The sequence below is a fragment of the Azospirillum baldaniorum genome (assembly GCF_003119195.2).
Lineage (GTDB): Bacteria > Pseudomonadota > Alphaproteobacteria > Azospirillales > Azospirillaceae > Azospirillum > Azospirillum baldaniorum.
In genome coordinates this window covers 1,227,503-1,242,359 of the sequence record NZ_CP022254.1, presented here as the reverse complement: position 1 = coordinate 1,242,359, position 14,857 = coordinate 1,227,503, and the positions used below count along the sequence as shown (strand labels likewise).

Genomic DNA, 14,857 nt, shown 5'->3' with positions numbered 1-14,857 from the left:
TGTGCCGGCGGGCAGGGAGAGGCGGGTTTGCGGCTCCTCAGTGCGGGCGGCCTTCCAGGCGGCGCAGCGCGCGGTCGAGCGTGCTCACGGGCATCATGAACACGGTGCCGCCCAGAACCGCCCGGACGTCCTCGATGTCCAGGCCGGTGGCGGCGGCCACGCCACGCTCGTCCAGGCCGCGGTCTTCGGCGATCACGGCGATCCAGCCCGCCAGCGTGCGGGCCTGGGCCATCCGGGCCGGGTCCGTCAACGGGTGACGGCGCGCCGATAGGCTGCGGCCTCGGGGGTCCGCAAGGTCGGTTGGGGTTAGCATAGGCTCCTCCCAAAGAGCATTGGCCTGATCGTTTGGCCTTCTTTTTCGGGCTATGGTGCGCTTCCTCCGTCCTGCGCACAATCCATCCATCGGCGTAATGCCCTTCGCCCGATGCCCCCTGGCAAAAGGTTCTGCGACGAAAAGTCCCGATTCCGCGCCGCCACGTTCAGGCTCCCATCCAGCGCCGCGTCGGCCCGGTGTCCACATGGACGAAGTTCCGCTTGGCGTAGCAGCCCGCCCCGCCGTCGCCGAAGGACAGGGCGCAGCGGTAGAGGTCCACCGCGCGCCGCCCCTGCAGGCGCAGGTCGACCGCCCGCCCCTGCAGATGCAGGCTGCCCGTCGCCGCCCCCTTGACGCGGCGGTTGGTTTCCTGGGACCGGAAGGCTGACAGCACCTCGAACGGATGCTGGCTGTCCAGCTTCTCCTGCATCTCCGACAGGCGGTTCAGCAGGGCGAGATCGATGCGGTGGCAATCGTCGCTGCGATGGTCGCGCAGCACCCAGTCGATGCGGGCCATCGCCTCCGCAACCGGGCGCCCCTCCGCCCAATAGATGCCATCGAAGCTCTCCCCCGTCAGGCAGTTGTAGATCCGCAGCGTGCGCTCCGGCGCCGGCTCCCACGCCGCCGCGCTGCGGCTGTCGCAGACGCCGACCGCCACGGCGGCCCCCAGTCCGAAGATGCCGCGGCGCGTCAGCGCGGCCGCGGCAGGCTGGTCCATCGGGGATTTATGGGGAGACGTTTGAAGGTGCGGTGTCGGGTAGCGGCGCGACGGAACGTTCAGAGACGACAAAAAAGACGACGACAAAAAAGACATGGAACCACCGGTGCGTTGCGTTACCGAAGCCGAGAACAGGGAAAACCGGGAAATGTCGGCACGCCTTGTTGACGGCGGGGTCGACGGCGGGGGATGCGCGTCGGTGAGCCGGGCGTGCCGCGGGGACGGGAGAAGCCTTCAGCCAGTGTTCGGGCTCTCCCGTGTCGAGTCCCCTGTCCGGCGGCGGGTAACCCGGACAACGGCCCGACCGTTCCGCCGCGGCGGGTAGCATACGGTAGTTTACGCCCCGTTCGGCGGGGGTGCGCCTCGCCGCCTTCGGTCCGGTGCCCCCAGCCTTCGGATGACTGCCCTATCCCAACGATCAGAGAAACGGGCGGACTTCGGGAATATGGTCCGTCCTAAAAGCACAGGGCCAATGGACATCAGTTTTTCCCGATGAAAGAATGCCGCCAACACATCGACCCACCCCTTTTGAGAAAGATTGCCCGTGGTCTTTCTCAACGTTCGGGAGACGTCACGAATGACCGAGGAAACTCCGCCCGCGCAGGGGTGGGCATTGGATGATCGTGCCGTCAGGACCCAGCTTGAGCGGATATTGGCGAGCGACCATTTCGACGCGTCGGACCGCAACCGCCGCTTCCTGCGCTATGTGGTCGAGGAGTGCCTGGACGGGCGGGCGCAGCAGATCAAGGCCTACTGCATCGCCGTCAGCGTCTTCAACCGGGAGCCGAGCTTCGACCCGCAATCCGATCCCATCGTGCGGTTGGAGGCCGGGCGGCTGCGCCGCAGCCTGGAGCATTACTATCTGACGGCAGGCCGTGACGACCCGATCCGCATCGTCGTCCCAAAGGGCGGCTACGCCCCCCGCTTCGAACGGCTGAACGACGACGCTCCCCCCGCCCTGCCTGACCCCCGCGCCATTCCGGCGACGGAAACAATGCGCAGGCCCGTTTCCCTGCGCATCGCCGGGTTGGCCGCCGTGGTGCTGATCGCGGTCGGGTTGGCCGGCCTGCTGGTCGGTCGGACCCTCGCCACTCCCGCCGACGTGGAGGAAGCGCTGGCCCTCGGCCCCCATCCGATCCTGGCCGGCGCGGAACCGAGGGGGAGCGAGCCGGCTCTGCCCCACTCGACGACGTTGTCGGCGGCCCCGGCCATGGCGGTCGATGCATCGATGACCCTCGTCGTCGGGCCCTTCCGCACCACCGGCCAGTCGGCGGAGGACGGCGCGCTCGCCGCCATGCTGACCGACGAGATTGCCAGCAGCCTCGCCATCCGGACCGATCTTCCGGTACGGATCGCCCCGCCGCCGACCGCCGCCCTGCCCCATCAAGGGTTTCGCCTGTCCGGAAGCCTTCAGGGGCATGATGCGGCGGTGCGCCTGGTCGTCCACTTGACCGACCTCGCCACCGGAGCGGTGCTGTGGTCCAGCAGTCTGGACCGGCCGGCCGGGCCAGAGGGAGCACCCACCCCGCAGGCCTTGGCGGCCGGCATCGTCGAACCGCTCACCGCTGCGCAGGGTCCGCTGTTGCCGGTTGCCACCGCGCGTCTGCGCACCAAACCAGCCACCAGCCTGTCGCCGCGCGAGTGCGCCTTCCTCGCCACCGGTCGGCACGAAGTCCCGCCGGCCGAGCGAACCGCCCTGAGCGGTTGCCTGACCTCGGCCGCCAGCGCGCTGACGACCAACGCCAGCGAGTCCGCCCGGCTGTGGTCGGCGCTGTCCCTTCTGCAGTCCGACGCGTATCGGACGGAACGGAACGACGTCGCCCTCAACGATGCCCTGGCAGCCGCCCTGCGCGCCACCGAACTGGAGCCGACCTCGCTGCGCCCGTTGACGGCGCTCTACACCGCCTATTGCCTGCGCGGGCAGTACGCTTCCTGCTTCGCCGCCGGCCAGCGCGCCTTGCAGGCGTCCCCTGGAAACGCCCTTGTGCTCGGCGACCTCGGCCTCTGGCATGTCGAAGCCGGCCAGCCCACGAAAGGCCTCCCCCTGCTGGAGCAGGCGATGGAACGCGATCCCGCACAGCGGGAGCGGCTCCTTCCCGCCTACAGCTTCGCCCTCCAGCGCCATGGGCACCCGGACAGCACGAAGCTGGAATTCGAGGTGACCGCCGCCGCGCCGGCCCAGGCTGCCCTGGCCGTCGCCTTCGTGCAGATGGGCCGGATGGACGAGGCCAAGGCGGCGGCGACGCGGGCCCTGGCGGCGGACCCCGATTTCGCCCGCCGCGCCGCGCGGGAGCAGCGCATCCAGCCCCTGCCCCCGACGCTGGACGCGGCCATCCGCAACAGCTATGCCATGGTCGGATTGGCCGCGCCCGTGGGCGAGAGCGTCACCCGGTAGTTCTCATACGACGTCGTATGATGAAACCGACGACGCCGACGACGCGTCAGCCGGTGCCCGGTTGGACGGACCCGTCATCCTCTTCCGCGCGCCGCCGCAGCTCGTCGGACGTGGTTCCGGCGGGAACGGCGTCCTGGAGCGTCCCGTCGCCGGGCGTCTTGGTCTTGTCCTCCAACGGGGAGTCCTTCCCCGCCTCGCCCCCCGCCTGGGAAGGGCGGTCGGGTGTCTTCTCTTCAGCCATGGCGAACCTCCGCTTTGTTGTGGTTCCAGCGAACAACGTCCGCGGTGCCTGCGGGGGTCCCCGTCACGGCCGGGGTGCGCTGTCCGGAGAGTCGTCCGTGCCCGGCGCCTTATCCTTTCTGGTCTCGGCCCCCGGCCCTTCGATGTTCTGGAAGCCCATCTTCTCCTCGTCGATGGCGGGGTCGGCGCGGGTGTTCTTGATGTCGAGCGGTTCGTCGCGCTGGTCGCCGTAACGCTTGTCGGTGCTCATGGTCCACTCCTGTCCTATGGGGAAAGGCTTGCGTCTCAACCCTTCCCAACAGGGTGCCGGGACGCCTGTTGCAGCCCCTCTTTCCCATGGCCCCTTGCCACGGGCGGCCCGGCTGCACACATCACGGCGTCATAATCGCGTATAAAGTTGACCCCGACGGTCAGGCAATCCTTGACCGCGCCGCGGCACTTCCGTAGGGACTCGCGCGGTGGACCATGCCGGACATTGCCGGTATGAAACCGGCACCCGATCATCAAGCACCCAGCCCCGGCAGCGCTCCTCGCGCACCGGCGGCCCGAACGGAGAGCGTCATGCTCAACGAAGCCACGCCCACCGTCGCCGTTCCGGCGGCGCGGGACATCTTCTCCCTCCCCCGGCACCGGACGGAGGCCCGGCGGCCGGCGCCCTTCCTGCCGATGACGCGGGCGGAGATGGACCGGCTGGGCTGGGATTCCTGCGACATCGTGGTGGTGACGGGCGACGCCTATGTCGATCATCCCAGCTTCGGCATGGCGATCATCGGGCGGCTGCTGGAGGCGCAGGGCTTCCGCGTCGGCATCATCGCCCAGCCGGACTGGAGCAGCGCGGAGCCGTTCAAGGCGCTGGGCAAGCCGAACCTGTTCTTCGGGGTGACCGGCGGCAACATGGACTCGATGGTGAACCACTACACCTCGGACCGCCGCCTGCGTCACAACGACAGCTACACCCCCAACGACGAGGGCGGCAAGCGGCCCGACCGCGCGGTGATCGTCTACAGCCAGCGCTGCCGCGAAGCCTACAAGGACGTGCCCATCGTGCTGGGCGGCATCGAGGCCAGCCTCCGCCGCATCGCCCAGTACGACCATTGGAGCGAGAAGGTCCGCCGCTCCGTCCTGGTGGACTCCAAGGCCGACATCCTGTGCTACGGCAACGCCGAGCGCGCGATCATCGACGTCGCCCACCGCATCGCGGCCGGGGAGAAGGCGCGGGAGATCGACGACGTCCGCGGCACCTCCATCGTTCGCAGCCGCGTGCCGGACGGCTGGACCGTCATCGACAGCAGCAGCATCGACGAGCTGACGCCCGCCGCCCCGCGCGCCGCCGGGGCCGACCGCACGGTGGTCCGCCTGCCCTCCTTCGAGCAGGTCAGCGCCGACAAGGTGCTCTACGCCCACGCCTCGCGCGTGCTGCATCAGGAGAGCAACCCCGGCAACGCCCGCGCGCTGGTGCAGCGGCACGGCGACCGCGAGGTCTGGCTGACCACGCCGCCGATCCCGCTGACCACGGCGGAGATGGACGGGGTCTACGGCCTGCCCTACGCCCGCGCGCCCCACCCGTCCTACGGCGACGCGCGCATCCCGGCCTGGGAGATGATCCGCTTCTCGGTGAACATCATGCGCGGCTGCTTCGGCGGCTGTTCCTTCTGCTCCATCACCGAGCATGAGGGGCGCATCATCCAGAGCCGCTCGGAGGGCTCGATCCTCAAGGAGATCGAGGAGATCCGCGACAAGGTGAAGGGCTTCACCGGGGTCATCTCCGACATGGGCGGGCCGACCGCCAACATGTACCGCATGACCTGCAAGGACCCGGAGATCGAGAAGGTCTGCCGCCGTCCGTCCTGCGTCTTCCCGGACATCTGCAAGAACCTGAACACCGACCACAGCGACCTGATCCAGCTCTACCGCAAGGCCCGCGCCATCCCCGGCGTGAAGAAGATCAACATCGCCTCGGGCCTGCGCTACGACCTCGCCGTCCGCAGCCCGGAGTATGTGAAGGAACTGGTGACCCACCATGTCGGCGGTTACCTGAAGATCGCGCCGGAGCACACCGAGCCTGGCCCGCTGTCCAAGATGATGAAGCCGGGCATCGGCACCTACGACCGCTTCAAGGAGATGTTCGAGAAGGCGGCCAAGGCGGCGGGCAAGAAGCTCTACCTCATCCCCTACTTCATCGCCGCCCATCCCGGCACCAGCGACGAGGACATGATGAACCTCGCTTTGTGGCTGAAGCGGAACGGCTTCAAGGCCGATCAGGTGCAGACCTACCTGCCCTCTCCCATGGCGCTCGCCACGGCGATGTACCACAGCGACCGCAACCCGTTGCGCCCGATCCGCCGCGAGGGGTCGGAGACGGTGTTCTCGGCCAAGGGGCTGAAGCAGCGCCGCCTGCACAAGGCCTTCCTGCGCTACCACGACCCGGAGAACTGGCCGGTGCTGCGCGACGCGCTGAAGGCCATGGGCCGCAGCGACCTGATCGGGCCGGGCGAGCACCAGCTCGTGCCGGCCTGGCAAACGACGGGGGGTATGGGCAAGGCTGACAAACCCGGAGCGGACAGGCCGAAGCCGGGCAAGACCTTCTACACCCAGCAGGCCGGCAAGGGCCGCCGGACGCCGGCCAAGGCCGGCAAGCCGACGGGAAGGGCAAGGTAGCCCTCTCCCCTCCGGGGAGAGGGAGGGGACCCACGCCTACGGCGTGGGGAGGGTGAGGGGGTTGCGCGTGTGCCGGACGTGACGTCACGCGCAACCCCCTCACCCTAACCCTCTCCCCGGAGGGGAGAGGGGACAAGACCTCAGCAGTCGTTGAGCGCCTTGATCCGTTCGATCAGCGCCAACCCGTCGCGCTCGGCCAGCGCGACCTCGGCGGCGCCGTCGCAGCTGCGGCCATTCACATAGACGTAATGGTAGCGCACGCGCACGGCATTCCGACCGATGGGCTCCGCGGCCAGCAGGCGGACGGGAACGCTCATGTTGCCGTAGAAGCGGTTCATGGACGCGATGTCGTAGGCCCCGCTGCCCCGCTTCTCGGGAATGACGTAGGTGTTGGCCCGCGCGGCGTCCGCCTGCCCCAAGGCGTCATAGAAGGCGCGCACCGCCGCGACCCCGTCGGTCGGTTGGGGGCGCGGCGTGGGCGGATGGATTTGGGCCGGGTCAGCGCTCGCGGCGGGCTGCGGGATGGGCGCAGGGTTGGCCGCGGGCTGACCCGGCCGGACCACCGTGGCCGCCGAGGACGGCTGCGGTGGAACGGGGACCGGCGGGGCAGGGGGCTGCTCCACAGCCGGAGAAGGAGCCGGAGAGGGAATGGGCTGCGGCACGAGCCGCAGGGGACCCTGGGTGGCCGCCTGGGGAGCCATCTGCGCGGCGGCCGCACCGGCCAGCAGACATGCCCCTGTCGCCGCCGCGAGTCCCAGACGCCTCACACGGTTGCCCATCGCACTCTCCTGTCGAAAAGCGTCAAATCCATAGCAAATCCCCGTCTCCCGGAGGATTGTCCGGAACGGTCCTCTGGCTTGCATTCCGGCAGGGCGGGCTCTAGCGTGACCGGCATGACCGATGCACAGACCACCCCGATCCGCCGGCTCGCCGCCCCGCAGGCCGTTCTTCTGGAACAGCCGAGGCACGGCGTCCCGCAAACCAGCGAGATGCTGTTCGGTGAGACATGTACGCCGCTCGACCGGGATGGCGACTGGGTGAAGGTGGAAAACCGCACCGACGGCCATGTCGGCTGGCTTCCCCCCGGCACCGACCTGACGGAGCCGGTCGCCCCGACCCACCGCGTGTCCGGGCGCGTGGCGAACCTGCACCCGGCGCCCACCCACAAGGCGGTGCCGATGGCGGCGCTGAGCTTCGGCAGCCTCGTGACCGTAGCGGAGCAAGCGGACGCCCAGTTTCCAGGGGGCTGGGTCCGGCTCGACAACGGGCTGTGGACCTTCGGCAAACTGTTGGAGCCGGTGGCCGTGCCGCCGAACCGCGTTCCGGTGGAGACGGCGCTGCGCTTCCTGGAGACGCCCTATGTCTGGGGTGGGCGGAGCGCCTTCGGCATCGACTGCTCCGGCCTCGTCCAAGTGGCGCTGCGCGCGGCGGGGATCACCACCCACCACAGCAGCGGGATGCAGCGCAACGACGACCGGCTGGGGCCGATGGTCTCGGCAGACGGGCAAGGCGTGGACTACCGCCGCGGCGACATCGTGTTCTTCCCCGGCCATGTCGGCATCATGCTGGACGGCGCCACGCTGCTGCACGCCACCGTCTTCACCATGTCAGTCGTGACCGAACCCCTGGCCGACGTGGCCGCCCGCGCCGAGGGCATCACCGGCGTGCGCCGCCCGTTCTTCTAGCGCCCAGCCGATCAAAAGCAGCGTCGGGCCGTCGCCCGCCGCCACGCCTTGCTCGGCCATGGCGCCCAGCGTCGTGCGGTGGTGGCGTTCGTCGGGGCGGCAGCCGTTCTCCACCGCCAGCACCGGCGTGTCGGGGGACAGCCCGCCGGCGGTCAGGCCGCGCCCGACGCGGCAAGCGGCCTCGCGACCCATGTAGATCGCCAGCGTGCCTTTGGGGTCGGCCAGCCGCGCCCAGTCCGGCTCCGTCGCGTCGCCCTCGCGGGCATGGGCGGTGACGAAGGTCACGGCGCGCGACACGCCGCGCTTGGTCAGCGACAGCCCGGCGCTGGACGCGCAGCCGAGGGCTGCGGTGATTCCGGGAATCACCGACACGCTGATTCCGACACGCTCCAGATGCTCGATCTCCTCGCCGGCCCGGCCGAAGATCATCGGGTCGCCGCCCTTCAGCCGCACGGTGCGCCGCCCCGTGCGGGCCTGCGCCGCGATCAGCGTGTTGATGGCCTCCTGCGAGTGGGAATGCTGGCCCGACCGCTTGCCGACGCAGATCAGCTCCGCCCCCGGCTGCGCCAGGGCGAGGATGCCCGGCCCGACGAGGTGGTCGTAGAGGATCACCTCGGCCTGCGAAATGGCCCGCGCCGCCGCGACGGTCAGCAGGTCGGGGTCCCCCGGCCCGGCGCCGACCAGCGTGACATGCGGGGTCCGCGTGCCCGCCTGCGGGATGGCGCGGGCGACGCGGCGGGTCGTGCGCGGACGCAGCGCGGAGCCCAGCGCGGCGCGCAAAGCGACGATGAAGTTGAAACGCTGGCCTCCGGACCGGGAGACAAGACCGTCAAGCCACATGGCTGCGCTGGGCATCGGCAAGGATCTCCTTGAGTTCGGGGATGCAGGAGCCGCAGTTGGTTCCGGCCCGCAGGGCCGCTCCGACCTCCTGGACCGTGGTCAGGCCTTGGCTTTGAATGGCGGCGATCAGACGGTTGACGCCGACGCCGAAGCAGGAACAGACCGTCCGCCCCTCGTCGGCCGTGGGAACCGGCGACCGGCCGGAGAGCAGGGCACGGCGGGCGGCACCGTCCAGCGCCTCCGCCGACAGCAGCTCGACCAGCCAGCCCCGGCTGGGCAGGGCGCCGGAGGTGGACAGGAACAGACAGGCCTCCAGCCGGTCGTGGGTCACCCAGGCGCGGCGCAGCACGCCGCGGGCCGCGTCGCTGTAATCGACGGTCGCCCCGGCGAAGCCGAACGCGAGCGTCTCCGGAGCGGGCAGGGCGTCCTCGCTGGCCAGCTCGATCAGGTGGCCGCCGGGGACGGCGCGGCGGGACCAGTAGCCGCCATGGGCAGGCTCCACCGGCTCGCGGGCGATCAGGAAGCCGGTCCAGGCGGCAGGGTAGGGGGTGAGCGTCACCGGCATCCGCTTCAGGTCGGGCTGGCCCGACACCGGGTCCACCGCCAGATCGTCCACCAGCCGCCCGACGACGCAGGAGGCGGTGAAGCGGTCGGTCCAGTGCATGGGCAGGAAGGCTTCCCCCACCCGCTGCGCCTCGGTCACGCGCAGCCGGGCCAGCGCCGTACCGACGGGGGTTGAGAGGCTGACCAGAGCGCCGTCGGTCAAGCCGCGCGCCGCCGCGTCCTGCGGGTGGAGATCCAGGCAGGGCTCCGGCGCGTGGGCGGAGAGGCGCGGCGACAGGCCGGTGCGCGTCATGGTGTGCCACTGGTCGCGCAGGCGGCCGGTGTTCAACATCAGCGAACCCGGCTCCACGGAGCGGGGCAGGGGGCGGGAGGCAACGGGTACGAAGCGCGCCCGCCCATCCTCGGTGAAGAAGCGCCCATCGGCGAAGAGACGGCGCGTCGGACCCTCACCGGCCCGCCGCGGCCAGGGGGCGGGAGCGAGCGTTTCAAATTCAGCGTCGGACAGCCCAGCGAGGCCGCCGATGTCGAAGGCGCGCGTGCCGCCGTTCTCGAAGGCGGAGAGGGCGGCGTGCTCGCGGAAAACGTCGGCGGGCGTCTCAAAGGAGAAGGCGGCGGCGAAGCCCATCGCGCGGGCGACCTGAGTGACGATCCACCAGTCGGGCCGCGCCTCGCCCGCCAGGGGACGGAAGGCCCGCTGACGGGAGATGGTGCGGTCGGAGTTGGTGACGGTGCCGTCCTTCTCGCTCCACCCCGCAGCGGGCAGGCGGATGTGGGACAGCCGCGCCGTGTCGGTATCGGCGACGCAGTCGGAGACGATGACGGTTTCGCATTTGGCCAGCGCGCGACGGACGCGGGCGGCGTCGGGCATGCTGACCGCCGGGTTGGTCGCCATGACCCAGACGGCGCGGACCGTGCCCTGCTCCACGGCGCGGAACAGGTCCACCGCCTTCAGGCCGGGCTTGTCCGCCACCCGCGGCGCGTTCCAGAAGCGGCGCAGCCGGTCCACCGACTCCGGCTCGAACCCCATATGGGCGGCGAGCTGGTTGGCAAGCCCGCCGACCTCGCGCCCGCCCATGGCGTTGGGCTGGCCGGTGACCGAGAAAGGCCCCATGCCCGGCGCGCCGATCCGCCCGGTCAGGAAATGAACGTTCAGGATGGCGTTGACGGTGTCCGTCCCCTGCGAGGACTGGTTCACCCCCTGGGAGTAAACGGTGACGGTGCGGCGGACCGTTGCGACTTCAGCGTAGAAGGCCTCGACCTCCGCCAGCGGCAGACCGCAGCAGGCGGCGACATGGGCGGGGGAGGGCGCGTCGGCGCGGGCGGCCTCCAGCGCCTCGGCCAGACCGGCGGTGTGCTCCGCGACGAAACGGGCGTCGATCAGGCCGTTGTCGGCGAGATGGTTGTCAGCCAGATAAACAAGCAGCCCGTTGAACAGCAGGGCGTCGGTGCCGGGGCGGATGGGCAGGTGCCGGTCGGCGCCGTCCACCGCGGCGGTGCGGCGCGGGTCGAGGACGACGATGCGCGTGCCGCGCGTGTGCTTGGCCGCCAGCAGCCGCTGGTTCAGGATCGGGTGGCACCAGGCGAGGTTGGAGCCGACCAGCAGGACCAGATCGGCCTCGTCCAGGTCGTCGTAGGTCACCGGCACCGCGTCGGCGCCGAAGCCGCGCTTGTGGCCCGCCACGCTGGAGGCCATGCAGAGGCGCGAGTTGGTGTCGATGTTGGCGGTGCCGAGGAAACCCTTCGCCAGCTTGTTGACGGCGTAATAGTCCTCGGTCAGCAACTGGCCGGAGACGTAGAAGGCCACCGAGTCCGGCCCGTGCTTCGCGATGGTGTCGGACAGGCGCTTTGCGACTTCCGCGATCGCCTCGTCCCAGGCGACGCGCCGCCCGTCCACCTGTGGATGGAGCAGCCGCTCGGCGAGGCCCAGCGTGTCGGGGAGATTGGTGCCCTTGGAGCAGAGCTTCCCCCGGTTGGCCGGGTGGTCGGGATCGCCGGCCACGCCGACGGTGCCGTCGCTGGAGACGGAAGCCAGAACGCCGCAGCCGACGCCGCAATAGGGGCAGGTGGTGCGGACCGTTTCCTCCCCAAATTCCCTCTCCCCTCTGGGGAGAGGGGAGGGTGAGGGGGTTGCGCGTGGCGCGGCGTCCGGCACAAGCGCACCCCCCTCACCCCGACCCTCTCCCCGGAGGGGAGAGGGGGGATAGGGCCTTTCCTCACCCATGGCCGCAGCCTCCGCGGCCCGGACGGAAGGCGGCCAGCCCGAGTTGCACCGCGCCGTCGACCACCCGCACCGGGCAGTGGCCGGCGCAGCCCTCGTCCGGGCCGACCGCCTCGCCGCTGGCGAGGTCGATCACCCAGCTGTGCAGCGGGCAGGTCACGCGCGCCCCGTGGACGATGCCCTGCGACAGCGGGCCGCCGGCGTGCGGGCAGCGGTCCTCCAGCGCGTAGACCTCGTCCGCCACGGTGCGGAACAGGGCGATGTCGCCAAAGCCGGTCCGCACCACGCGGGACCCCTGGCGGGGAATGTCCTCGACCGAGCCGACGGTGATCCAGGAAATGCTCTGATCCATGTGTCGTTACCCCACCTGAGCGAGCGGCGCGAATTCATGACGGTCCACCGACCCGTTGGCCCGCTCGGCCCAGGGATCGTCCTGCGAAAAGCTTTGGGAGAAGAGGAAGCGGGCGTTGAGGGCCGCGCGGCCTTCGGCATCATCGACCAGCCGGCGCCTGATGTGGTCCAGCCCGACGCGCTCGACCCACGGGGCGGTGCGCTCCAGATAGCGGGCTTCCTCGCGGTAGAGCTGCATGTAGGCACCGGTGTATTCCAGCACCTCCGCCTCGGTCTCCACCTTCACCAGCAGGTCGCAGGCCCGGACATGCATGCCGCCGTTGCCGCCGACATGCAGCTCGTAGCCGCTGTCTACGCAGACGACGCCGAGGTCCTTGATGGTGGCCTCCGCGCAATTGCGCGGGCAGCCGGAGACGGCCAGCTTCACCTTGTGCGGGGTCCAGGTGCCCCAGGTCATCCGCTCCAGCTTGACGCCCAGGCCGGTGCTGTCCTGCGTGCCGAAGCGGCACCATTCCGACCCGACGCAGGTCTTCACCGTGCGCAGCCCCTTGGCGTAGGCGTGGCCGGACACCATGCCGGCGGCGTTCAGGTCCGCCCACACCGCGGGCAGATCCTCCTTCTTCACGCCGAACAGGTCGATGCGCTGGCCGCCGGTCACCTTCACCGTGGGGATGGCGAACTTGTCCACCACGTCGGCGATGGCCCTCAGCTCCTTGGCGCTGGTCAGCCCGCCCCACATGCGCGGGACGACGGAGTAGGTGCCGTCCTTCTGGATGTTGGCGTGGACGCGCTCGTTGATGTAGCGGGACCGGCTGTCGTCCTTGTACTCGCCCGGCCATTCGCAGAGCAGGTAATAGTTCAGCGCCGGGCGGCAATGGTGGCAGCCGTCGGGCGTGCGCCATTCCAGCCGCTGCATCACGTCGGGGATGGTTTTCAGGTCCAGCGCGGTGATGGCCCGGCGCACCTCGTCGTGGGTGCGGTCGGTGCATTTGCACATCGGCTTGGCCTTCGCCTCGCCCGCATAGCCGTCGCCCAGCGTCAGGGCCAGAAGCTGCTCCACCTGACCGGTGCAGCTCCCGCAGGAGGCCGAGGCTTTGGTATGAGCCCGCACCTCGTCCAGGCTGGACAGGCCCTTCTCGGTGATCGCCGTGACGATGGTGCCCTTGCACACGCCGTTGCAGCCGCAGATCTCCGCACTGTCGGGGAGCGCCGCAACGGCGGCCTTAGGGTTTGCCGCCCCCTCGCCTCCAAAACTCTGGCCGAAGATCAGGGTGTCGCGGACCGGCGCCACCTCGGTCCCGTCCTTCAGCATCTGGAAGTACCAGCCGCCGTCCTTGGTGTCGCCGTAGAGCACGGCGCCGAGGATGCGGTTCTCCTTGACCACCACGCGCTTGTAGACGCCGCGGGCGGCGTCGCGGAACACGATGTCCTCGCAGTCCTTGCCGCCGGTGAAATCGCCCGCCGAGAAGACGTCCACCCCCGTCACCTTCAGCTTGGTCGAGGTGACGGAGCCGGTGTAGGCGGCCTCCGCACTGCCGGCCAGCCGGGCGGCGGCGACCTTGGCCATCTCGAACAGCGGGGCGACGAGGCCGTAGGTCTGGCCGCGATGCTCCACGCATTCGCCGACCGACAGGATCGCCGGGTCGGAGGTGGTCATGGCGTCGTCCACCTGGATGCCGCGCCCGCAGGCCAGCCCCGCCGCCTTGCCCAGCGTCGTGTTCGGGCGAATGCCCACGGCCATGACGACCAGATCGGCGGGAAGTTCCTGCCCGTTTTTCAGGCGAACCGCGGAAACTTTCTCGCTGCCCACAATTTCAGCAGTGTCGGCGCCGGTCAGCACGGTGATGCCGCGGCGTTCCAGCTCGTGCCGCAGCAGCGCCCCGGCGGAGCGGTCGAGCTGCCGTTCCATCAGCGTGTCCATCAGGTGCAGGACGGTGACGTCCATGCCCTTGACCTTCAGGCCGTTGGCCGCCTCCAGCCCGAGCAGGCCGCCGCCAATGACCACAGCGCGTCCCCCCCGGGCCGCCGCCTCAAGCATCGTGTCGACATCGGCGAGATCGCGGAAGCCGACGACGCCGGTCAGGGTGGAGCCGGGAACCGGGATGATGACGGGGGTGGAGCCGGTGGCGATCAACAGCTTGTCATAGGGCACGGTCAGGCCGGAGATGGCCGTGACGGTGCAGTTCGCACGGTCGATCACCTCCACCCGGTCGCCGGTCAACAGCCTGATTCCGTTGGCCTCATACCAGTCGCGCCCGTTCAGGACGATCTGCTCGAAGGTCTTCTCCCCGGCCAGCACGGGGGAGAGCATGATGCGGTTGTAGTTGGGGTGCGGCTCGGCGCCGAAGACGGTGATGTCGTAACGGTCCGGCGCCTTGGCCAGCAGCTCCTCCAGCGTGCGGATGCCGGCCATGCCGTTGCCGACGACGACCAGCCGTTCGCGCGGAGTGGGTGGATTGGTGTGCGTGCTCATGCTGTGTGCCCTCTTGCGAGGCCGCGAGGCCGAAAAGAAAAAGGCGCCCGAAGCCCTTGGGACTCCCGCGGGATTCCCAAGGGTTTCGGACGCCGTTGTCCGGGTGGTTCGCCGTCGAACCGGCCATGGCGCCGTTGCCCTGGCCCTGATCTGCCCGTCCTTCTGGCAAGCCGCGTGCCAACACCGGCACCAAGGTATGAGAAAGGGACCGGAATGGCGGATTTCCGCCATTTGCAGGGGCTCGCCGCCGCTGGTCGATGGCGGGAGTGTCGGGACCAGAACACGCGCTTTTGTCCTGCATCGAACAAAAAGCGGTCCGAAAGCCGACAATTTGTGCAATGCGTCACCACCAAGGTACTAGCACAAAGAATAGGCAACTCGCGTCAAAGCCGCAGAAACAAA

12 protein-coding genes are annotated in these 14,857 nt (G+C 69.8%); 3 read left to right on the top strand and 9 right to left on the bottom strand.

The features are described from left to right. Positions 1 to 37: 37 nt before the first annotated feature. On the bottom strand, positions 38 to 232 hold the full coding sequence (locus Sp245p_RS19925) for a hypothetical protein (RefSeq protein WP_014197998.1): 195 nt from the start codon (positions 230 to 232) through the stop codon (positions 38 to 40). 247 nt (positions 233 to 479) lie between these two features. Further along, entirely contained in the window at positions 480 to 1,031 is a 552-nt protein-coding gene (locus tag Sp245p_RS19920; RefSeq protein ID WP_014197997.1) for a YcbK family protein, read from the bottom strand. A 577-nt stretch (positions 1,032 to 1,608) separates the two neighbouring features. On the opposite strand from Sp245p_RS19920, the gene Sp245p_RS19915 reads away from it, so the two are divergent. Beyond that, positions 1,609 to 3,426, top strand: a complete 1,818-nt coding sequence (locus Sp245p_RS19915; RefSeq protein WP_129557203.1) for a hypothetical protein — start codon at positions 1,609 to 1,611, stop codon at positions 3,424 to 3,426. Positions 3,427 to 3,472: 46 nt separating this feature from the next. On the opposite strand, the gene Sp245p_RS19910 is transcribed toward Sp245p_RS19915, so the two are convergent. Together Sp245p_RS19910 and Sp245p_RS19905 are read right to left on the bottom strand one after the other, a co-directional pair. Further along, positions 3,473 to 3,667 carry a hypothetical protein gene (locus tag Sp245p_RS19910; RefSeq protein ID WP_014197994.1) on the bottom strand — a complete coding sequence of 65 codons (195 nt, stop codon included), beginning with the start codon at positions 3,665 to 3,667 and terminating at the stop codon, positions 3,473 to 3,475. 63 nt (positions 3,668 to 3,730) lie between these two features. Next, positions 3,731 to 3,916 (bottom strand): hypothetical protein, encoded by a 186-nt coding sequence (locus Sp245p_RS19905; protein WP_014197993.1) that lies wholly within the window; start codon positions 3,914 to 3,916, stop codon positions 3,731 to 3,733. 311 nt (positions 3,917 to 4,227) lie between these two features. Here Sp245p_RS19905 and Sp245p_RS19900 point away from each other — a divergent pair, with 311 nt between their 5' ends. Further along, positions 4,228 to 6,324 (top strand): YgiQ family radical SAM protein, encoded by a 2,097-nt coding sequence (locus tag Sp245p_RS19900; protein WP_109138790.1) that lies wholly within the window; start codon positions 4,228 to 4,230, stop codon positions 6,322 to 6,324. A 140-nt stretch (positions 6,325 to 6,464) separates the two neighbouring features. Here Sp245p_RS19900 and Sp245p_RS35020 read toward each other — a convergent pair whose 3' ends face one another. Next, on the bottom strand, positions 6,465 to 7,103 hold the full coding sequence (locus Sp245p_RS35020; RefSeq protein WP_014197988.1) for a hypothetical protein: 639 nt from the start codon (positions 7,101 to 7,103) through the stop codon (positions 6,465 to 6,467). A gap of 114 nt (positions 7,104 to 7,217) precedes the next feature. Between Sp245p_RS35020 and Sp245p_RS19890 the strand changes: the two genes are divergently transcribed. Further along, on the top strand, positions 7,218 to 8,009 hold the full coding sequence (locus Sp245p_RS19890) for a C40 family peptidase (RefSeq protein ID WP_014197987.1): 792 nt from the start codon (positions 7,218 to 7,220) through the stop codon (positions 8,007 to 8,009). Here Sp245p_RS19890 and cobA read toward each other — a convergent pair. The 4 genes from cobA to nirB all read right to left on the bottom strand — a co-directional run bounded on the left by cobA (position 7,932) and on the right by nirB (position 14,455). Continuing rightward, complete coding sequence (cobA, locus tag Sp245p_RS19885; RefSeq protein ID WP_014197986.1) at positions 7,932 to 8,870, bottom strand: uroporphyrinogen-III C-methyltransferase; 939 nt, start codon at positions 8,868 to 8,870, stop codon at positions 7,932 to 7,934. The two genes, Sp245p_RS19890 and cobA, sit on opposite strands and share 78 nt — an antisense overlap. Beyond that, entirely contained in the window at positions 8,839 to 11,565 is a 2,727-nt protein-coding gene (locus Sp245p_RS19880; RefSeq protein ID WP_425458900.1) for a molybdopterin-dependent oxidoreductase, read from the bottom strand. The genes cobA and Sp245p_RS19880 overlap by 32 nt, the downstream gene beginning before the upstream one ends. Before the next feature lie 61 nt (positions 11,566 to 11,626). After that, a complete protein-coding gene (gene nirD / locus Sp245p_RS19875; RefSeq protein ID WP_014197984.1) occupies positions 11,627 to 11,983 on the bottom strand; it encodes a nitrite reductase small subunit NirD in 357 nt (118 codons plus the stop codon). A 6-nt stretch (positions 11,984 to 11,989) separates the two neighbouring features. Then, entirely contained in the window at positions 11,990 to 14,455 is a 2,466-nt protein-coding gene (gene nirB / locus Sp245p_RS19870; RefSeq protein ID WP_014197983.1) for a nitrite reductase large subunit NirB, read from the bottom strand. Positions 14,456 to 14,857 lie beyond the last annotated feature (402 nt).

Coding starts and splice junctions, on each gene's coding strand:
- Sp245p_RS19890 (WP_014197987.1), top strand. CDS start 7,218: ATGACCGATGCACAGACCACCCCGATCCGCCGGCTCGCCGCCCCGCAG.
- nirB (WP_014197983.1), bottom strand. CDS start 14,455: ATGAGCACGCACACCAATCCACCCACTCCGCGCGAACGGCTGGTCGTC.
- Sp245p_RS19910 (WP_014197994.1), bottom strand. CDS start 3,667: ATGGCTGAAGAGAAGACACCCGACCGCCCTTCCCAGGCGGGGGGCGAG.
- Sp245p_RS19925 (WP_014197998.1), bottom strand. CDS start 232: ATGGCCCAGGCCCGCACGCTGGCGGGCTGGATCGCCGTGATCGCCGAA.
- Sp245p_RS19905 (WP_014197993.1), bottom strand. CDS start 3,916: ATGAGCACCGACAAGCGTTACGGCGACCAGCGCGACGAACCGCTCGAC.
- Sp245p_RS35020 (WP_014197988.1), bottom strand. CDS start 7,103: ATGGGCAACCGTGTGAGGCGTCTGGGACTCGCGGCGGCGACAGGGGCA.
- Sp245p_RS19915 (WP_129557203.1), top strand. CDS start 1,609: ATGACCGAGGAAACTCCGCCCGCGCAGGGGTGGGCATTGGATGATCGT.
- Sp245p_RS19900 (WP_109138790.1), top strand. CDS start 4,228: ATGCTCAACGAAGCCACGCCCACCGTCGCCGTTCCGGCGGCGCGGGAC.
- nirD (WP_014197984.1), bottom strand. CDS start 11,983: ATGGATCAGAGCATTTCCTGGATCACCGTCGGCTCGGTCGAGGACATT.
- Sp245p_RS19920 (WP_014197997.1), bottom strand. CDS start 1,031: ATGGACCAGCCTGCCGCGGCCGCGCTGACGCGCCGCGGCATCTTCGGA.